Annotated in this window: 15 protein-coding genes; 6 read left to right on the top strand and 9 right to left on the bottom strand. The window is 74.8% G+C overall.

Annotated elements, in window-relative coordinates; genetic code table 11:
* Nucleotides 1-7: 7 nt before the first annotated feature.
* The 5 genes from FDA94_RS26265 to FDA94_RS26245 form a co-directional block, all read right to left on the bottom strand.
* Entirely contained in the window at nucleotides 8-1,396 is a 1,389-nt protein-coding gene (locus tag FDA94_RS26265) for a YcaO-like family protein (RefSeq protein WP_137249752.1), read from the bottom strand.
* Nucleotides 1,393-2,706 (bottom strand): CocE/NonD family hydrolase, encoded by a 1,314-nt coding sequence (locus FDA94_RS26260; protein ID WP_137249840.1) that lies wholly within the window; start codon nucleotides 2,704-2,706, stop codon nucleotides 1,393-1,395. The genes FDA94_RS26265 and FDA94_RS26260 overlap by 4 nt, the downstream gene beginning before the upstream one ends.
* Nucleotides 2,707-2,708: 2 nt before the next feature.
* Complete coding sequence (locus FDA94_RS26255; RefSeq protein WP_137249751.1) at nucleotides 2,709-3,446, bottom strand: hypothetical protein; 738 nt, start codon at nucleotides 3,444-3,446, stop codon at nucleotides 2,709-2,711.
* A gap of 183 nt (nucleotides 3,447-3,629) precedes the next feature.
* Nucleotides 3,630-5,420 (bottom strand): ABC transporter ATP-binding protein, encoded by a 1,791-nt coding sequence (locus tag FDA94_RS26250; RefSeq protein ID WP_137249750.1) that lies wholly within the window; start codon nucleotides 5,418-5,420, stop codon nucleotides 3,630-3,632.
* Entirely contained in the window at nucleotides 5,417-7,171 is a 1,755-nt protein-coding gene (locus FDA94_RS26245) for an ABC transporter ATP-binding protein/permease (RefSeq protein ID WP_137249749.1), read from the bottom strand. The genes FDA94_RS26250 and FDA94_RS26245 overlap by 4 nt, the downstream gene beginning before the upstream one ends.
* Before the next feature lie 113 nt (nucleotides 7,172-7,284).
* Here FDA94_RS26245 and FDA94_RS26240 point away from each other — a divergent pair, with 113 nt between their 5' ends.
* The gene (locus FDA94_RS26240; protein WP_212735520.1) at nucleotides 7,285-8,562 is read left to right on the top strand and encodes an MFS transporter; all 1,278 of its coding nucleotides are present in this window, start codon (nucleotides 7,285-7,287) and stop codon (nucleotides 8,560-8,562) included.
* Here FDA94_RS26240 and FDA94_RS26235 read toward each other — a convergent pair.
* From FDA94_RS26235 to FDA94_RS26225, 3 genes are all read right to left on the bottom strand, one after another.
* Nucleotides 8,525-9,253 (bottom strand): TIGR03943 family putative permease subunit, encoded by a 729-nt coding sequence (locus tag FDA94_RS26235; RefSeq protein ID WP_137249747.1) that lies wholly within the window; start codon nucleotides 9,251-9,253, stop codon nucleotides 8,525-8,527. The genes FDA94_RS26240 and FDA94_RS26235 overlap by 38 nt on opposite strands.
* Nucleotides 9,250-10,263 (bottom strand): permease, encoded by a 1,014-nt coding sequence (locus FDA94_RS26230; protein ID WP_137249746.1) that lies wholly within the window; start codon nucleotides 10,261-10,263, stop codon nucleotides 9,250-9,252. The genes FDA94_RS26235 and FDA94_RS26230 overlap by 4 nt, the downstream gene beginning before the upstream one ends.
* Before the next feature lie 98 nt (nucleotides 10,264-10,361).
* Nucleotides 10,362-10,883, bottom strand: a complete 522-nt coding sequence (locus tag FDA94_RS26225; protein ID WP_137249745.1) for a CGNR zinc finger domain-containing protein — start codon at nucleotides 10,881-10,883, stop codon at nucleotides 10,362-10,364.
* 26 nt (nucleotides 10,884-10,909) lie between these two features.
* Between FDA94_RS26225 and FDA94_RS40665 the strand changes: the two genes are divergently transcribed.
* The 4 genes from FDA94_RS40665 (at nucleotide 10,910) to FDA94_RS39450 (ending at nucleotide 13,205) form a co-directional block, all read left to right on the top strand.
* Nucleotides 10,910-11,374 (top strand): GNAT family N-acetyltransferase, encoded by a 465-nt coding sequence (locus FDA94_RS40665; RefSeq protein WP_137249744.1) that lies wholly within the window; start codon nucleotides 10,910-10,912, stop codon nucleotides 11,372-11,374.
* The gene (locus tag FDA94_RS26215) at nucleotides 11,371-12,528 is read left to right on the top strand and encodes an MFS transporter (protein WP_170991131.1); all 1,158 of its coding nucleotides are present in this window, start codon (nucleotides 11,371-11,373) and stop codon (nucleotides 12,526-12,528) included. The genes FDA94_RS40665 and FDA94_RS26215 overlap by 4 nt, the downstream gene beginning before the upstream one ends.
* Entirely contained in the window at nucleotides 12,525-12,746 is a 222-nt protein-coding gene (locus FDA94_RS26210; protein ID WP_137249742.1) for a hypothetical protein, read from the top strand. Before FDA94_RS26215 ends, FDA94_RS26210 begins: the two co-directional genes overlap by 4 nt.
* Before the next feature lie 276 nt (nucleotides 12,747-13,022).
* Complete coding sequence (locus FDA94_RS39450; RefSeq protein ID WP_170991132.1) at nucleotides 13,023-13,205, top strand: CysS/YqeB C-terminal domain-containing protein; 183 nt, start codon at nucleotides 13,023-13,025, stop codon at nucleotides 13,203-13,205.
* Here FDA94_RS39450 and FDA94_RS26200 read toward each other — a convergent pair.
* On the bottom strand, nucleotides 13,202-14,683 hold the full coding sequence (locus FDA94_RS26200; RefSeq protein WP_212735519.1) for a PepSY-associated TM helix domain-containing protein: 1,482 nt from the start codon (nucleotides 14,681-14,683) through the stop codon (nucleotides 13,202-13,204). The two genes, FDA94_RS39450 and FDA94_RS26200, sit on opposite strands and share 4 nt — an antisense overlap.
* A 157-nt stretch (nucleotides 14,684-14,840) precedes the next feature.
* On the opposite strand from FDA94_RS26200, the gene FDA94_RS26195 reads away from it, so the two are divergent.
* Nucleotides 14,841-15,407, top strand: coding sequence for an MFS transporter (locus tag FDA94_RS26195; RefSeq protein WP_137249740.1), 567 nt, complete (start codon nucleotides 14,841-14,843; stop codon nucleotides 15,405-15,407).
* Nucleotides 15,408-15,605: the final 198 nt, after the last annotated feature.

Genomic DNA, 15,605 nt, shown 5'->3' with positions numbered 1-15,605 from the left:
GGATCTCTCAGGTGTGCGGGAGCGGGACGAGGTTGACGTCGGCCTCCGTGATCGGGGCGGCGCGCAGCCCGAGGCGCACCGGATCGGTGTAGAGGCGGTCGCCGCCGAGGAAGGGGAAGGCCGCGGGCGGGTTGGAGTAGGCGCCGGGGACGACCACGCGGACCACCCGGGCCCCGGTCGCGGCCACGTCGGGGGTGGTGAGGTCGACGGCGTGGACGCGCAGGCCCAGCGCCCGGACCCGGTCGGCGTAGGCGCGGCGGACGTCGCCGGTGATCGTCGGCAGCGCGTCCAGCCCGACCGGCTCGCCCGCACCGGTGATGGGTGCCAGCTCCTTCGCCATCGCGGGGTCGAGCCAGATCTGGCTGTGGCAGGCGAGGTCCACCACGTCCCGGAAGTCGCTCCGGTACGACCGGGCGTAGGCGCGGTCGGATCGGTGCGGCTTGAGCATGTCCGGGCTGAGCACGCCGTCCTCGACGGCCCGGTGGATCGCGCCGTCGGGCGTCAGCAGGCCGAGGGAGTAGATCCGCAGGGTGACCGCCTCGGCCATCGCCTTGGCCACCGCGTGCGCCGGATCGGGCCGGGCGGCGACGCCGAAGGTGTGGATGCCGAGGGCCGGGTCGTGGAGCAGGACGCCGATCACCGCGACGTCGAACGTCGTGGGGATGCGCACCACCCGGTAGCGGAGATCCCCGTCGGCTCCGGGGGCCCGGCCCCAGCCCGGCCCGAGCGACGGGTCGGGGCGCAGCAGATGCGCCAGCCGGGCGTCGGCCACCTCCACCGGATCGGCCGGGAGGCGGTTGGCCCACCAGATGACGGTGGCGTCCCGCTCGATGACCTCCTCCAGCCCCGAGGTCAGCGCGGAGCGCAGGTCGGGCCCGGCCGCCAGACCGGCCAGCATGGCGTAGTTGGTGGGGGGCTCGGCCGCGCGCGGCGGCACGAGGTAGTTGACGAAGACCAGGGAGGCGGGCACCCACACCGGCGGCCCGTCCAGGGTGGATCCCCTGATCCAGAGCACCGGCAGGTCGGCGGTGAAGGGGACGAAGGGGCAGCCCGGTTCGGCGTACTGGCTCGCGGAGTAGAGCGCGAGCGTCGCCGGGTCGAGGGCGTTCTCCCCGGCGGCGGTCAGTTCCGCGTGGGTCGCCCGGCGCAGGTCCGCCGGGACGAAGTTGCCGCAGTAGCGTTCGATCGCCTCACCGGCGGCGCTCGCCAGGGCCCGGCCGGGGTCGTGGAAGGCGGTGCCGGTCGCCACCCGGTCGGCCGGCCAGGGCAGGAGGTCCGAGATCGCCGCGACCGAGGCCGTGCACACGTTCAGCCCGGCCGGCCACCAGGGCTCGGGGGGCACCTGGTCGAGACGGGTGATCGGCCCGGTACGGGGGTCGAGCAGCGGATGGCTCATCGACGGCCTCCCGGGACGAGCAGGTCGACGCCGGAGACCGTCACGCTGACCGGCGTCTCCGGCGCGGTGTGCCGGGGGTGCCGTCCGACGGTGAGCTCCAGGTGCAGGGCGTGGCCCGCCGGGAGGTCGACGGCGACGGGCGCGCAGCGGATCTCCGCCATCCCGCTTCCGGGGGTGATCGGCGCGGTGCCGTCGCTCAACCGGGTGCGGACGCCCGCCGGGGTCTCGTGGACGAGCGTGGCCACCAGTTCGGCGGGCCGGTCGGTCTCGACGCGGCAGCGCGCCCTCGCCGTCCCGTGCCAGGCGACCCGTCCGGTCGCGCCGAGCCGCACGACGTCGGCCCGCGGCCCGACGGCCGACAGGTCGGCCGAGTGCGGCAGCGACGGATAGGGGTCGGCCGGATCGTGGTCGATGGACGAGGACGCCCGGCCGGTCAGCGGCAGCGCGCGCAGCGGCGGCCGCGCGGACGGCCGGGGATCCCTCGGCTCCCAGCGGTTGCTTCCCAGCACCAGGCACCGATGGCCGGGCCGCGGGTCGGCTCCGGTGGCGACCGCCGCGAGCCACGACAGCGCCAGCTCGGCGGGGTCGGGGTCGACGGGGACGTCGATGGCGCACTCCGGCTGGAGCCGGTGCGTCAGCGGGGACGCCCACCCGCCCATCACCACCGTCGCCCGCCGGGCCAGGCTCGCCTGGCGCAGCGTCGTGGCGGCGGAACCGCAGTACCAGCTCCCCAGGTGCAGGCTCGGCACGTTCGCGGCGCGGATCCGGGACGCCGTCCTGCGGGCCTGGGTCCGCCAGCTGCTCGGCGTGGGCGGCCAGGCGCCCAGCGGCACCGGCCAGACCGGCCGGGACAGCGCCAGGTCGTAGAGGCCGGGGCGGAGCTGGCGGCCGCCGCCGATCTCGGTGCGCCACCACAGTTCCTCGTCGACCGCCACGGTGACGGGCGGCCAGGGCTGGCGGCTGGCCACGCCCCGCACCGACGGGTGGGCCACGGCGCACCAGGCGGCGTAGGCCTCGTAGGAGGTGCCGTACAGCAAGGTGGTGCCGTCGGACCACGGCTGCGCGGTCGTCCAGTCGAGGAGGGTGTGACCGTCGGCCTCCTCGTCGGCGCCGGCCTGGAACTCGCCGGTCGAGCGGTGGCGTCCGCGCAGGTCCTGGAGGACCACGGCCAGCCCCGCGCCGGTCAGCGCGTCGGCCTCCGGCCACAGGCCGGCCGTGCCGTAGGGGGTGCGGACCACGACGGCCGGCGCGGGCAGGCGGCCGGGCAGGAAGACGTCGGCCACGAGCCCGTCGACCGGGACATCGATCATGATCACGGCTGCTCCGTCATGAGCCCGCCGGGCACCGGCAGCACGGGATGCCGGGTGAGCCGCCCGGTCGCCGGGTCGAAGCCCGCCTGGACCCCCGTTCCCGGGGCGTCCCGGCCGTGGAGGTACGCCCACACGTCCGCGACGATCAGCGCGGCGGCGACGTGCGCCCCGGGCGGGTGCGCCGGGCCGGGCTCCGGAGCGCCGCCGGCGTCGAGCCACGCCCAGTGGGCGCCCAGCTCCTCCGGCCACGGCGAGGCGGCCAGGCGGCGCAGCCGCAGATCCTCGTAGGAGGCGGTCGCGGGGCCCGTCCAGAAGGGACCGGCATACCAGCGCCGCCCTTCGGCGAACCCGACGTGCAACGCGGTGCCGGTGTCCCGGGCCTCGGCGTCGAGCCGCCGGAACAGCCGGTCGCGAAGCCAGGGGGCGACGGCGACCCGCACCGCGACCTCCTCGTCCTCGGCGGTCAGGCCGGCCCGGTCGAGCAGGAGGCCGACCGCCTCGAACAGCGGCCCGTCACCGGTCAGGGCGACCGCGCCCGGCCGGCGCGCCGGGACCGGCTCCAGCACGCCCTCTTCGGCGAAGACCTCCGTCAGGTCGGGGTCGTCGAGCGGCGGACGATCGGGGCGGTCGCCCTCGGGCGCGGACACGGCGAGGAAGTCCTCTCCTGGGGTGTGCACCAGCCAGCCGTCCTGAGTCGGGACGAACGACACCCCGCCGGCGTACCGGCCGGTGGGCTCCATGGGCTTTCCTTCCTGCTCTACGCTGCGAGGACCACGGGCGGGGACGCGATACGCGCGCGTCCCCGCCCGTGGGTGGGCCGGCTAGCGCCAGGCCACGCTGGACCGGGTCACGGTCGAGTGGTTGTTCGAGTGCACGCTCGCCCGGACCTGGGCGACCTTCAGCTTCGTCACCTTCATCACGAATCACCTCCTCGCGTCGTCGTCGGGACGGGGCCGCCCGTCCAGGAGCGCGGCGGCGTCCGCCTGCGCCTGGACGAGACGTCGGTAGGGCTCGCACCGCGCCAGGAGTTCGGCGTGTCCGCCGACGTCGGCGATGCGGCCGTGGTCCAGCACGGCGACCAGGTCGGCGTGCCGGAGCGTGGTGAGCCGGTGGGCGATGACCAGGGTGGTGCGCCCGTTCCCGACCCGGTCGAGCGCGGCCTGCAGCTCGCGTTCCGAGAGGGCGTCGAGCTGGCTGGACGACTCGTCCAGAACCAGCACCGGGCGGTCGCGCAGCAGCGCGCGGGCGATGGCGACCCGCTGCCGCTCGCCGCCCGACAGCGCGGCCCCCCGTTCCCCGACGACGGTGTCGAGGCCGTCGGACAGCCTCTCCAGGAAGGGGGTGACGCGGGCGTCGGCGCAGGCGTGGGCGAGGTCGTCGGCGGACGCCCCGGGCCGGGCCAGTTCCAGGTTGGCGCGCAGGGTGTCGTGGAAGAGGAACGCCTCCTGCGGCACGTGGCAGACGAGTTCGGGCAGGTCGTCCAGGGGCAGGTCCCGCAGGTCGACGCCCCCGACGCGGACGGCGCCGGCGGCCGGGTCGAAGTGCCGCAGCAGCAGGTGGGCCAGGGTCGACTTGCCCGCGCCCGTCGCGCCCGCCAGGGCGAGCGTCGTCCCGGCCGGAACGGTCAGCGAGACACCGCGCAGCACCGGGCGGGTCTCGTCGTAACCGAACACCACCTGGTCGAACTCGACCGCCGGAGGTCCGGTCAGGACGGGGAGCGCGGCGGCGCCGGTGTCGGCGACGGCGGCCGGCTCCTCCAGGAGGTCGAAGACGCGGTCGGCGGAGTCGGAGGTGATCCCCCACACCCGGGTGACGTTGAGCAGCATCGTGATCGGGGTGAACGCGGCGCCCGCCAGGGCGACCGAGGCCAGCAGCGCGGGCGCGGGAAGCCCGCCGTCCAGCCCGGTCACCAGGACGCTCAGGCTCGCGCCGCCGATCGCGATCCCGCCGGCGACGGTCTCCAGCCCGGCGCGGAGGCTCTGCCGGCGCTCCGCCGAGGCCAGGCGGCGATCGGCCGCCCGCAGCCGGGCCAGCAGGTCGGGACCGCCGCCGAAGGAGAGGGTCTCGCGCAGACCGTGCACCAGGTCGGTGACCTCGACGTTCATCGCGGTGAGGGCTCGGTTGAGGTCGGCGCCGTGGCGCGTCCCGGCCCGGCGCAGCGCGAGAGGCAGCGCCAGCGCGGCGATCAGCCAGGGGGCCAGCGCGACGGCCGCCCGGAGGCCGCCGATCGACCCCATCGCCACAACGGCCGAGGGGGTGACGACCAGGGCCGCCGCGATGTAGATCGAGGTGTGCGCGTAGAAGATCTCCAGGCTCTCGCTGTCGCGCAGCGCCCGGACGACCAGATCGCCCCCGCGCCTGCGGACCAGCCCGCCGGGGGCGATCCGGGCGAAGGCCCCGTAGAGCCACTGACGGATCTGGGCCAGGACGCGGAAGGACAGCTCGTGGGAGATCCACGACTCGACCCAGTTGGCCGCCGCGCGCAGCGCCGTCAGGCCGAGGGTCCACCAGAACATCGGCCACAGCTCCGCCGTGCCCGCCCCGGACAGGGCCCGGCCCGCAGCGGCGGCGGCGAGCACGACCGCGCTCATCCCGGCCGCCTGGTTGACGACGGCGAACAGCACCGAGAGGCCGAACGGACGCAGGTGCCCGGACAGCACGCGGAGCAGCCCGGCGACACCCCGGCCCTTGACGGCCGGCGACGCGGACGTCATCGCGTCACCCCGCTCTGCGCCGCCACCAGGTCCGACCACGACCCGGAGCGGCCGGCGAGGTCGGCCGGGGCGCCGTGCTCCACCAGGCGGCCGTCGTCCAGGACCGCGACCAGGTCGGCGTCGATCAGGCTGGACAGGCGGTGGGCGATCATGATCGTGGTGCGGCCGGCCCGCAGTTCGCCGAGCGCCTCGCGCAGCGCCGCCTCGGTCTCGCCGTCGACGGCCGAGGTGGCCTCGTCGAGGATGAGCACCGGCGCGTCCTTCAGCAGGGCCCGCGCGACGGCGATCCGCTGGCGCTCGCCGCCCGACAGCCGGGCGCCGCGTTCGCCGACCACCGTGTCGAAGCCGTCGGGCAGGCCGTCGACGACGTCGAGGATCCTGGCGCGGCGGGCGGCCTCCCTGAGCGTGGCGAGATCGGCATCGGGCCGGGCCAGGCGGAGGTTGTCGGCGACGGTGCCGTGGAAGAGGTAGGTGTCCTGGGCGACCACGGCGGTCATCGCGCGGACCTCGTCGCGGTCGAGGTCGCGCAGGTCGACGCCGTCGGCCAGGATCCGGCCGCTCTGCGGGTCGAAGTAGCGCTGGAGCAGGTTGACCAGCGTGGACTTGCCCGATCCCGACCGCCCGGTGACGGCCAGGGTGGTGCCCGGTTCGATCTCCAGGGTGACCCCGCGCAGCGCGGGCCGGCCCGTGCCCGGGTGGGCGCCCGGGTAGGCGAAGGTGACCTCGCGCAGGACCAGTCGGGGCGGCCGGTTCGACGGCCCCCTCGTGACGGGCGCGACCGGCGCGGGCGCGGGCGCGTCGGCGTCCAGCAGCGCGAAGACGCCCTTGCCGGCGGCCAGGCCGTGGAAGCCCTCGTGCCAGTAGTTCTGCAGTTCCAGCACCGGCCGGAAGGCCTCGGCGGTCAGCCAGGCGACCAGCAGCAGGCCGGCCGCGTCGAGCTGCCCGGTGGAGTGGCGGATCGCGGCCACCACCACCGACAGGGCGGTGCCCGCCGTCAGGAGGAACGCGCTGATCACGTAGACGGCGCTGGAGGCGGCCAGGTCGCCCATGGTCGCGCGGTAGAGCGCGAGGGCGTCGCGGCGTAACCGGTGCCCGTAGACGCCGGTCGCGCCCAGCGCCTTCAGGGTCGTCATGCCCTGCAGGGCGTCCAGGACCCGGGCGGCGAAGTCCTCGTACGCCGCCCAGTGCCGCTGGGAACGCGCGCCCATGATCCGCCGCCAGAACGGCCGGGACGCGGGCACCAGCACCACGCAGGCACCGGTGATCGCGCCCGCCACCGGATCCTGCCAGGTCAGCACGGCCACGACGATCAGCGGACCGCCCAGGCTCACGACGACCTGCGGCAGGTAGAAGCCCACGTAGGCCCGGATCGCCTCCACGCCGTCGGCGATCGTGGTCCGCAGCGTCCCGGCCGGCCTGGTGACGGTGTGACCGGGCCCGAGATCGAGCAGCCGATCGGCCAGGCGCAGCCGCAGCCGGGCCCGCACGAGCGACGCCGTCCGGTTCGCCGCCTGGTCGCGGCCCCATAACAGCAGGCAGCGCAGCACGACGAGCAGGCCCGTCACGGCCAGCGGCCCACCCACGCCGGCCGGATCCGGCGCGCCGGAGATGAGGGCGCGCCGGATCGTCTCGGCGAGCGCGACCGCCTGCCCCGCCCCCGCCGCCGTGGCACAGAGCGAGAGCAGGGCGGTCGCCGCCACGGGACCGGAGGCGCCCCGCGCCAACTTCAGCATGCGCCGCCGCACCAGCACGTTTCGCCTCCTTCCGACGGGTGAGCCGAGGGAGACGCTAGGCGAGAACGATTTTCATTGTCAACGAGATTTTGGGGATGGTTTTCATTTTCTTTAGCCGGTACGTTCCTCGCGTGACCGACATCGAGGAGCGGGGCGCCACCGGTCTGGGCTCGCTGCTGGCCGGCAACCGGGACTTCCGGCTGCTGTGGCTGGGCAACCTGGTCAGCGTCTGCGGAGGCTGGTTCACCGCCGTCGCGGTGTTCGCCATGCTGTACGAGCACACCGGCGCGGCCGTCGCGGCGGGCGCCTCACTGGCCATGCGCTACCTGCCGGGCATCCTGTTCGGCACCTGGGGCGGGGTGCTGGCCGACCGGCTCGACCGCCGCACGATCATGCTGGTCGGCGACGGCGTGCTCGCCGTGCTGGCGCTGGCGTTCCTGCTGGCCGACAGTCCCGGCACGATCTGGCTCGCCTACCCGCTCACCTTCGCCTCGGCCGCCGTCGGCTTCGTCTTCCAGGCCGCGCGCAACGCCTGGATGCCCTCGCTGGTGCGGCCGGAGGAGAGCGTGCTCTACGCCGCGGCGGTCCAGGTCAACGGCCTGCTGTTCCAGGCGGTCGGCGGCCTGGCCGGCGCCGCCGCCGTCACGCTGGTCGGCTGGCGGTGGGCCTTCGTGGTCAACGCGGTGTCGTTCCTGGTGTCGTTCCACTTCACGGCCAAGGTCCGGCGCGGGGACCGGCGCGGCGACACCCGGCCGCAGGCGGCGCGCGGCCTGCGGGCCTTCCGCGAGGGCCTGCGCGCGGTCCGGCGCAGCCGGCTCGTCTCGGCCCTGCTCCTCCTGGAGGCGGTGTTCTGCCTCGGCCTGGGCGGCTCGATCACGGCCATGACGGCGCTCGCCGTCCAGGTCCACGACCTGGGCGACGGAGGCACGGGCTGGTTCTACGCGGTGCAGGGGCTGGCCGGCGCGGTCGTGCTGCTGGTCGCCGCGCCCCGGCTGAAGCGGCTTCCGGAGGAGCGGCGGCTGGTCGTCCTCGGGCTGTCGTGCCTCGGGGAAGGCCTGTTCACCGCCGCGCTGGGGCTGCCGTCGAGCGCCCTGGGAGCGCTGGCGATCTGGGGGGCCGCCGCCTGCGCGGACGTCGTCTACGGGCCCGTGTCGATGGCCGTCCTGCTCGGCCACTCCCCCAACGAACTGCGCGGGCGGGTGGTGTCGCTGTGGAGCGCGACGGCGACGGCCTCGCTGGGCGTCTCGGCCGTCGTGTCGGGGGCCCTCCTCGACGCGCTGGGACCGGCGGCGCTGCTGCCGGTCCTCGGTGCGTGCATGGCCCTGCCCGGCGCGGCCTGGCTGGTCGCGCTGCGGGCGGGCCTTCTGGGGGCTACTCGTAGGGTTCGACCGGCTGCGGGATCGAGGTGAGCGAGGTGACGGTCAGTTCGGGGGCGATGGTCCCGGGTTCGAGCCTTCCCGACGGCGGGCGCTTCCAGGTGCCGACCACCTCCACCCAGGTGTTCTCCGGCGGCATGTCGGCGTCCAGCACGGCCACCTTCAGGGCGACGCCGTCGGCCGCGCAGCAGGCGATCTGGATCCGGGCCAGATACCAGCGGTCCTTCTTCTTCTGCGACGGCACGGCGAACCCGGTCAGTCTGACCTGCCGCCCGGCCAGCGAGTCGGCTCCCTCGCCCCAGGCCCGGCCGACGAACTCCCCGATGGTCATCTCGTTGACCTGCCCGGCCGCGAGGGCGTCGTACGGCTCGGCCGCGGCCACCGGCCGCGCCTGGGCCTCCTCCGACTTCGCCGAGAACGCGCCGAGCGCGGGCGGGGCGATCAGGAAGATGGCGAACACCGGAAGCGTCAGCAGCCAGGCCACGCCGGGCGCGTGCGCGTGACCGTCATGCCCGTCGTGCCCGTCGTGTTCGTCGGCATGGGCGCCGCGCCACTCCTGGACGAGCCCGATGACGCCGAGCGCGAGGACCACCACGCCCGCCGCGATGAGGAAGGGCCGGAACCCGGGCTTGACGTAGTTCAGATAGGTGGTGGACACGGTGGTGATCCGCAGCACCGCGCCGCCGAGAAGGATGAGGATCATGCTCTGGGTCAGCCGGTTCACAGCAGGACCTCTCCGGCCGCCATGCTGACGACCACCGCGAGTACGAAGGTCAGCGGGATGAAGCGGGCGGCGAACCGCCGCCCGAAGGTCCCGGTCTGGAGGGCGATCAGCTTCAGGTCCACCATCGGCCCGACCACCAGGAACGCGAGCTTGGCCGTCGGCGAGAAGGCCGTCAGCGAGGCCGCCACGAACGCGTCGGCCTCCGAGCAGATCGACAGGATCACCGCGAGCAGCGCCAGGACCAGCACCGACAGCACCGGGATCCCGGCGACCGACTCCAGCCACGCGCGAGGCACCACCACGTTCATCGTCGCCGCGGTCGCCCCGCCGACGACGAGGAATCCGCCGGCGTGCAGGAAGTCGTGGCGCATCGCCTCGACGAACGACCGCCACTTCGGCCCGTGCCCGACCGGGCGCGAGGGGATCCGCAGCCAGTCGGTGCGGCCGAACCGCAGCCACACCCATCCCGCCACGACCGCGACCACGAGCGAGGCCCCGAAGCGGGCGACCGCCATCATCGGCTCTCCGGGGAAGGCCACCACGGTGGCGACGACGACCACCGGGTTGATCGCCGGTGAGGCCAGCAGGAACGCCAGCGCGGCGGCGGGCGTCACGCCGCGCGACATCAGCCCGGACGCGACCGGCACCGACGCGCACTCGCACCCGGGCAGCACCGCCCCGGCCGCCCCCGCCACCGGCACCGCCAGGAACGGCCGCTTCGGCAGCGCCCGGGTCCAGAACGAGGCGGGCACGAACGCGGTGATCGCGGCCGACAGCAGCACCCCGAAGGCCAGGAAGGGCAGCGCCTGGACGCAGATGGCCACGAAGATCGTCGCCCAGGCCTGCAGCGCCGGGGCGGTCAGGTAGGGCGCGAACACCAGCCGTCCGAGCAGCAGCAGCCCGACCACCACGACGAAGATCCACGGACTGACGGCGCCTAACGGCTGCCGGCGGCCCCACTCGGGCGGCGGCACCTCCTCGGCGACCTCGACCTCGACCCGTTCAGACATGCGCCGGCGCTCCCGCACTTCGTGAAAGTGGTGATGATAACCATGTGTATTCGGCGCCGATTGTAGGGACAAAAGCGGCGAGCCGCCTAGACCGGAATTCAGGAGGCGGGCTGACGGGCGCGGTGACGCCGGACCGCGTCGCGGTTGGCGCACGGCTGGGAGCAGTAGCGCTGCCGCGCGGTGCGCGAGGTGTCGGCGAAGATCCGGTCGCAGCCCTCCACGGCGCACCGGCCGAGGCGGTCCATGCCCCGGTTGACCAGGTGCATCGCCGTGCCCACGGCGATCAGCGCGAACAGCACCGCGCCGAGCGGCTGCCGGTCGTCGCGGTAGTGCAGGTGCCATCCGTGGGCGTGGTCGGTGAGGCGCGGGTAGGCGGCCGAGCGGGCCAGCATGTCGTTGAGCAGGGCGGCCTTCTCCCGTTCGCCGGGGGCGTCGACGACGTTCGTCCATTCGTCGACGAGGGCGCGGGTGCGGTCGAGGTCGGCGGCGTCGACGGGGAGTTCCAGCACCAGCCCGGCCGCGCGGCAGCGGTCGGCGAGTTCCGCCGCGGTGGCGGGCGGGTGGTTGGCCAGGTCGGCGGCGAAGTTCACCACGTCCGCGCCGTAAGGGTTGAGGTGCACAAGCTCATTACAGCAGCCTGGACGTCATGGTACGAGCGGCAACAGAACATGACATCCCCGAACTCGTCCGGCTGAGGGCGCTGCTCTTCGACGACCTCGGCGGCGACTTCTTCAGCCCCGCCAACCCCGCCGCCGACTGGCGCGCGACCCTCGCCCTGGTCTTCCGGCGGAAGCTGACCGAACCCGACTGCCGGATCCTGGTCGTGGACGCCGACAGCACCCTGGCCGCCTGCGGCATCGGCACCGTCGAGCAGTGGTTCCCCGGCCCCCACTCCCGCAACGGGCGGATCGGCCACGTCATCGGCATGGTCACCGATCCGGCCCACCGGCGGCGCGGGCACAGCCGGGCGATCATGCTCGGGCTGCTCGGATGGTTCCGCGAGCGCGACGCCGTACGGGTCGACCTGACGGCCTCGCGGGAGGCCGAACCGCTCTACCGTGCGCTCGGCTTCTCCGACCATCCCGACCCCATGCTGTGCTGGAAGCCGTGACGCGATACCGCTGGGTCGTCCTGGGCGTCGCGACCTTCACCCAGGCCACGGCCGCGTTCTTCGTCCAGGGGATCGGGGCGATGGGCGTCCACCTGCAGCGGGACCTCGGCATCGGCACGGCCCGGCTGGGGCTGCTGCTGTCGGCGGCCCAGTTTCTCCCCCTGGCGGGGCTGGTGGTGGCGGGGCGGCTGCTCGACCGTCACGGCGAGCGCTGGGTCGTGGGCGGCGGCGTGCTCGTGGTCGCCGCCGCGCTGGCGGCCGGCAGCGCCGCTCCCGGTTACGTCTCGCTGCTCGTCGTCCTGCTCGTCGTGGGCGCGGGGTACAGCACCGTCCAGCCGGGCGGCAGCATGTCGGTGGCGTCGTGGTTCGACTCCTCCCGGCGGGGCCTGGCGATGGGCGTCCGGCAGGCGGGGCTCCCGCTCGGGGGTGTGCTCGCCGCGCTCGCGCTGCCCTCTCTCGCGGCGGCGCACGGCTGGCGGTGGACGCTGGTGGCCGGCGCGGTCGCCGCGCTGCTGGGGGCGGTCGCCTTCATGGTGTTCTACCGGCGTCCGCCGGGACGGGTTCCCCCGCGGATCGCGTCCGGCGTGCGGGTGGCGCTGCTCCGTGAGCCGTACCTGAAGAAGATCGTCCTGTCCGGTGTGACCATGGTGTCGGTGCACAACGGGGTGGGCGTCCTCGCGGTGCTCCACCTGCACCGGGTGGCGGCTGTCGACCCCGCTTCGGCGGCGCTCGTCTACGTGGGGGTGCAGTGCGCGGGGGCGCTGGGCCGCGTCGTCCTGGCGGCGTGGAGCGACCGGCACCGATCCGGGCGGTACGCCTGCGTGCTGGTGTGCCTGGCCGCCGTCGCGATCGGCCTGGCCGCGCTGGCGACCCCGCTCGGCCGCTCCCCGATCGTGGCGGCTCTGCTGTTCGGCTGGCTCGGCTTCTTCGGGATCGGCTGCTACGGCCCCTGGGTCGCGTACGCCGCCGAATCGGCGCCGCCGGGCCACACCGGGTTCGTCCTCGGGCTGGCCATGGCCGCCAACCAGGTGGCCGTCGTCGTGACGCCGGCCGCCCTCGGCCTGCTCACGGATCTGACCGGCGGCTTCTCCCCCGCCTGGGCCCTGCTCGCCGCGCTGGCCGCCGTCACCCTGACGCTGACTGCCCGGCCATGACCAGCTCGGACGGCAACCGTCGCAGCCCCCGCACGACGGCCGGGGTCGCCCCGAACGCCGCCGACGTCACCGCCCGCGCCCGCGCGTACTTCGCCCGCAGCGTCGGCCTGGAGGCCGAACTCCCGGCGACGTGGCGATCCTGGGCGTCGACGAACACACCGCAGTCACGATCGACCTCGGCGACGGCCGGGTCACGGTGGCCGGCCGCGGCGCCCTGACCGTCCGCCGCCACGGCGCCGAGACGCGGCTGCCGGCCGGGAGCGTCACCGGCCTGCCCGGCTTTCGCACGGCGCCGTCCACGCCATCCGGGCTCCCGCGCCCGCCGTGGCCGGCGTGACGCTCGCGGAGGTCCTGGCCGCCTGCGCGCACCGCTTCGAGACGGCCCGGCCGCCGCCTCGGCGGTCCTCGACCTGGAGGCGGAGACCGTCAAGTGGTCGGCCGACACCGAGGCCGACGAGGGCGGCGTCGACCAGGCCCGCGACGCCCTCCGGCTGATGATCGCCCGGCTCGGGGCGTCGGCGGGCCGCGCCGACCGCGTCGTCGCCGCCGTGGTCGCCCTCCGCTCGGAACTCCGCGAGAAGGGCGACCACGACACGGCCGACGGCCTCAGAGGGGCGCTCGCGACGGCCGGGGTGTCCGTCCGCGACACCGCCGACGGCCCCCGCTGGGACGGCTAACGCCCACCGGTCTCCGCGCCGACCGCGACCGGGGTCTCCTCCTGGGTGTCCGGCGACGGCGGGTCGAGGGTGCCGGCGAGCACCGGTGGCCGGGTCGTCCGGCGCCGTTCGAGCAGGACGTCGACCGCCAGGAAGACGGCCAGGCTGATCGCGAACAGCGGCAGGAAGTAGGCGATGAACAGGGTGGTCGCGGCCACCAAGACCAGTACGCCCGGCGTCAGCGCGCGCAGGCTGCCGCGCGGCGCGGGCCGGCCGAACCGGGCCCCGCCGTCGCGGGTCGGGCGGCGCTGCCACCACATCCCGTAGCCGCGCGCGATGACGAAGATCAGGCCGATCGCGAGGGCGGCCAGCACGAGCTGGTTGGGGAGGCCGAACAGGATGCCCATGTGGGCGTCGATGGTCCAGTTGGTCATCTTGGCCATGAACGGCCACTCGTCGAAGTCGACGCGGTCGACGACCGCGCCCGTGCGCCCGTCGACGGTGACCGCGTCGAAGCGGGTCGGCCAGTCGCGCTTGCTCTCGTCGACCTTCCAGGCCGACTGGGCGTCGGCGGGCGGCGCGATGAACAGCGGGGTGCGCAGGCCCTGCGCGGTGGCGGTGGCCATGACTCCGTCGATGCCGACGCCCGAGGTGAACACGGCGTCGCCGCCCTCGGCGGCCGGGGCGGCGGCTCCGTGCCGGTGCTCGGCGGCCTGGCCGCCGGGGGTCAGGCTCGTCTCCAGCGGCGGGGAGTTCCAGTCGAACAGCGTCCGGACGTCGGCGATCTTCGCCCCGGCGTGGTTGGACCAGGTCAGGCCGGTGACCGAGAGCAGCAGCAGGCCGATCGTGATCCACACGCCGGTGGCGGCGTGCCACGACAGGTTGCGGGACCGGCCCTTCTTGGCCGAGGCGTCCGGCAGGACGACCCGCCGCAGGCTCCGGCGCCGCCCGATCCACAGGGCCAGGCCGCCGAGGACGACGATCCACATCCAGCTCGCGGCCAGCTCGCTGTAGTTGCGGCCGAACGCGCCCAGGTGCAGGTTGCGGTGCAGGTCGTCGATCCAGGCCCGCACGCCGAGCCACTGGCCGAAGGTCCGTTCCTGGCCGCGCACCTCCAGCGTGTACGGATCGACGAAGACCGCCATCTCGTAGTCGGCGGGCACGGTCTCGTCCGAGAAGACCACGCGGGTGGTGCTCGTCGCGTCGACGGCCGGCATGACCGAGGTGATCTCGCCGGACGGATGGGCGGCCCGCGCCGCGGCCACCTGCTTGCTGAGCGGCTGGGCGGCCTGCCCGGCGGGGACGCGGAGCTCGTGGTCGTACACCATGCGCTCGATCTGCGGCGCGGCCGTGTAGATCAGGCCGGTGACGGCCGCGACCAGGATGAACGGCGCGATGAACACACCCGCGTAGAAGTGCGTGCGCAGCAGCAGGGGGCGCAGCTGGGCCCAGACGCCTCGGCGGGGCGGGGCCTGCGGGGGAAGGGGGTCGGCGGTCACGGGAGTCCTCTCGAGGTCGGTCGAGCCACACGAGTCACCACCTCGCAGGGCTCCGGTAGAGGAGTCGGGCCCGATCCCGGTTTGGTTCCCGGCGGTCGCGCGTCGTTTTCGGGGCATATTGGGAACCGGCCGTTCGCCGTGCAATGATGACGGCGCCATGACTAGCGCCACCTCAGCATCGACGCCCTTCCGCGTCGTCCGGGCCGCCGTCTTCGCGACGGTCTCGGTCGTGCTGAGCGTCGGCGCGCACGCCTGGGCGGGTGGCTCGACCACCGCGCCGGCGGTGCTGGTGGCGCTGACCCTCTCGTTCCTCGCCGGGGTCGCCCTGGCGGGGCGCGAACGGTCGGCCCGGGTGATCTTCCCGGCGCTGGCGGGCTGCCAGGCCGTGCTGCACCTGATGTTCTCCTACGCCCACAGCGTCGAGCCGATGATGGCGGGCCACCACCACGCGACCACGCTGCTGCCCAGCCTGAGCATGCTGCTCACCCACGCGTGGGCGGCCGGGCTCACGGCCCTGTGGCTGGCGCGGGGCGAGGCGGTCCTGTGGGCGCTGCTGCGCCGGCTCGAAGTCCGCCTCCTGCTGTTGCTGCGCATGGCGGTCGAACCCGCCCATCCGCAGGTGGCCGTGCCCGCCGACCGGGTCGTCATCCCGGCGTCGGCGCTCCTCCGACACGAGATCAGCCGCCGGGGGCCTCCCGGCATCGTCAGCCTCCTCGCCGCCTGAGCTCGGTTCAGCGCGGCTCTCTGACGTTGCCGTTTTCCCCGAAGGGTTCTTCTCATCATGTCTTCGCGCCTCGCGCTGTCCCTGCTCGCCCTCGCCACCGCCGCCACGGTCGTCTCCTGCGGCTCGTCCGAGGCCCCGACCGCCGCCGCGCCGGTCGCCACCGCCCCGGCCGCCTCCGCCCCGGCCGCCTCCGCCCCG

The sequence above is a fragment of the Herbidospora galbida genome, from assembly GCF_005233835.1.
Taxonomy (GTDB): Bacteria; Actinomycetota; Actinomycetes; order Streptosporangiales; family Streptosporangiaceae; genus Herbidospora; species Herbidospora galbida.
The sequence above is the reverse complement of the archived record's forward strand: the minus strand, read 5'-3'. Positions and strand labels throughout refer to the sequence as shown.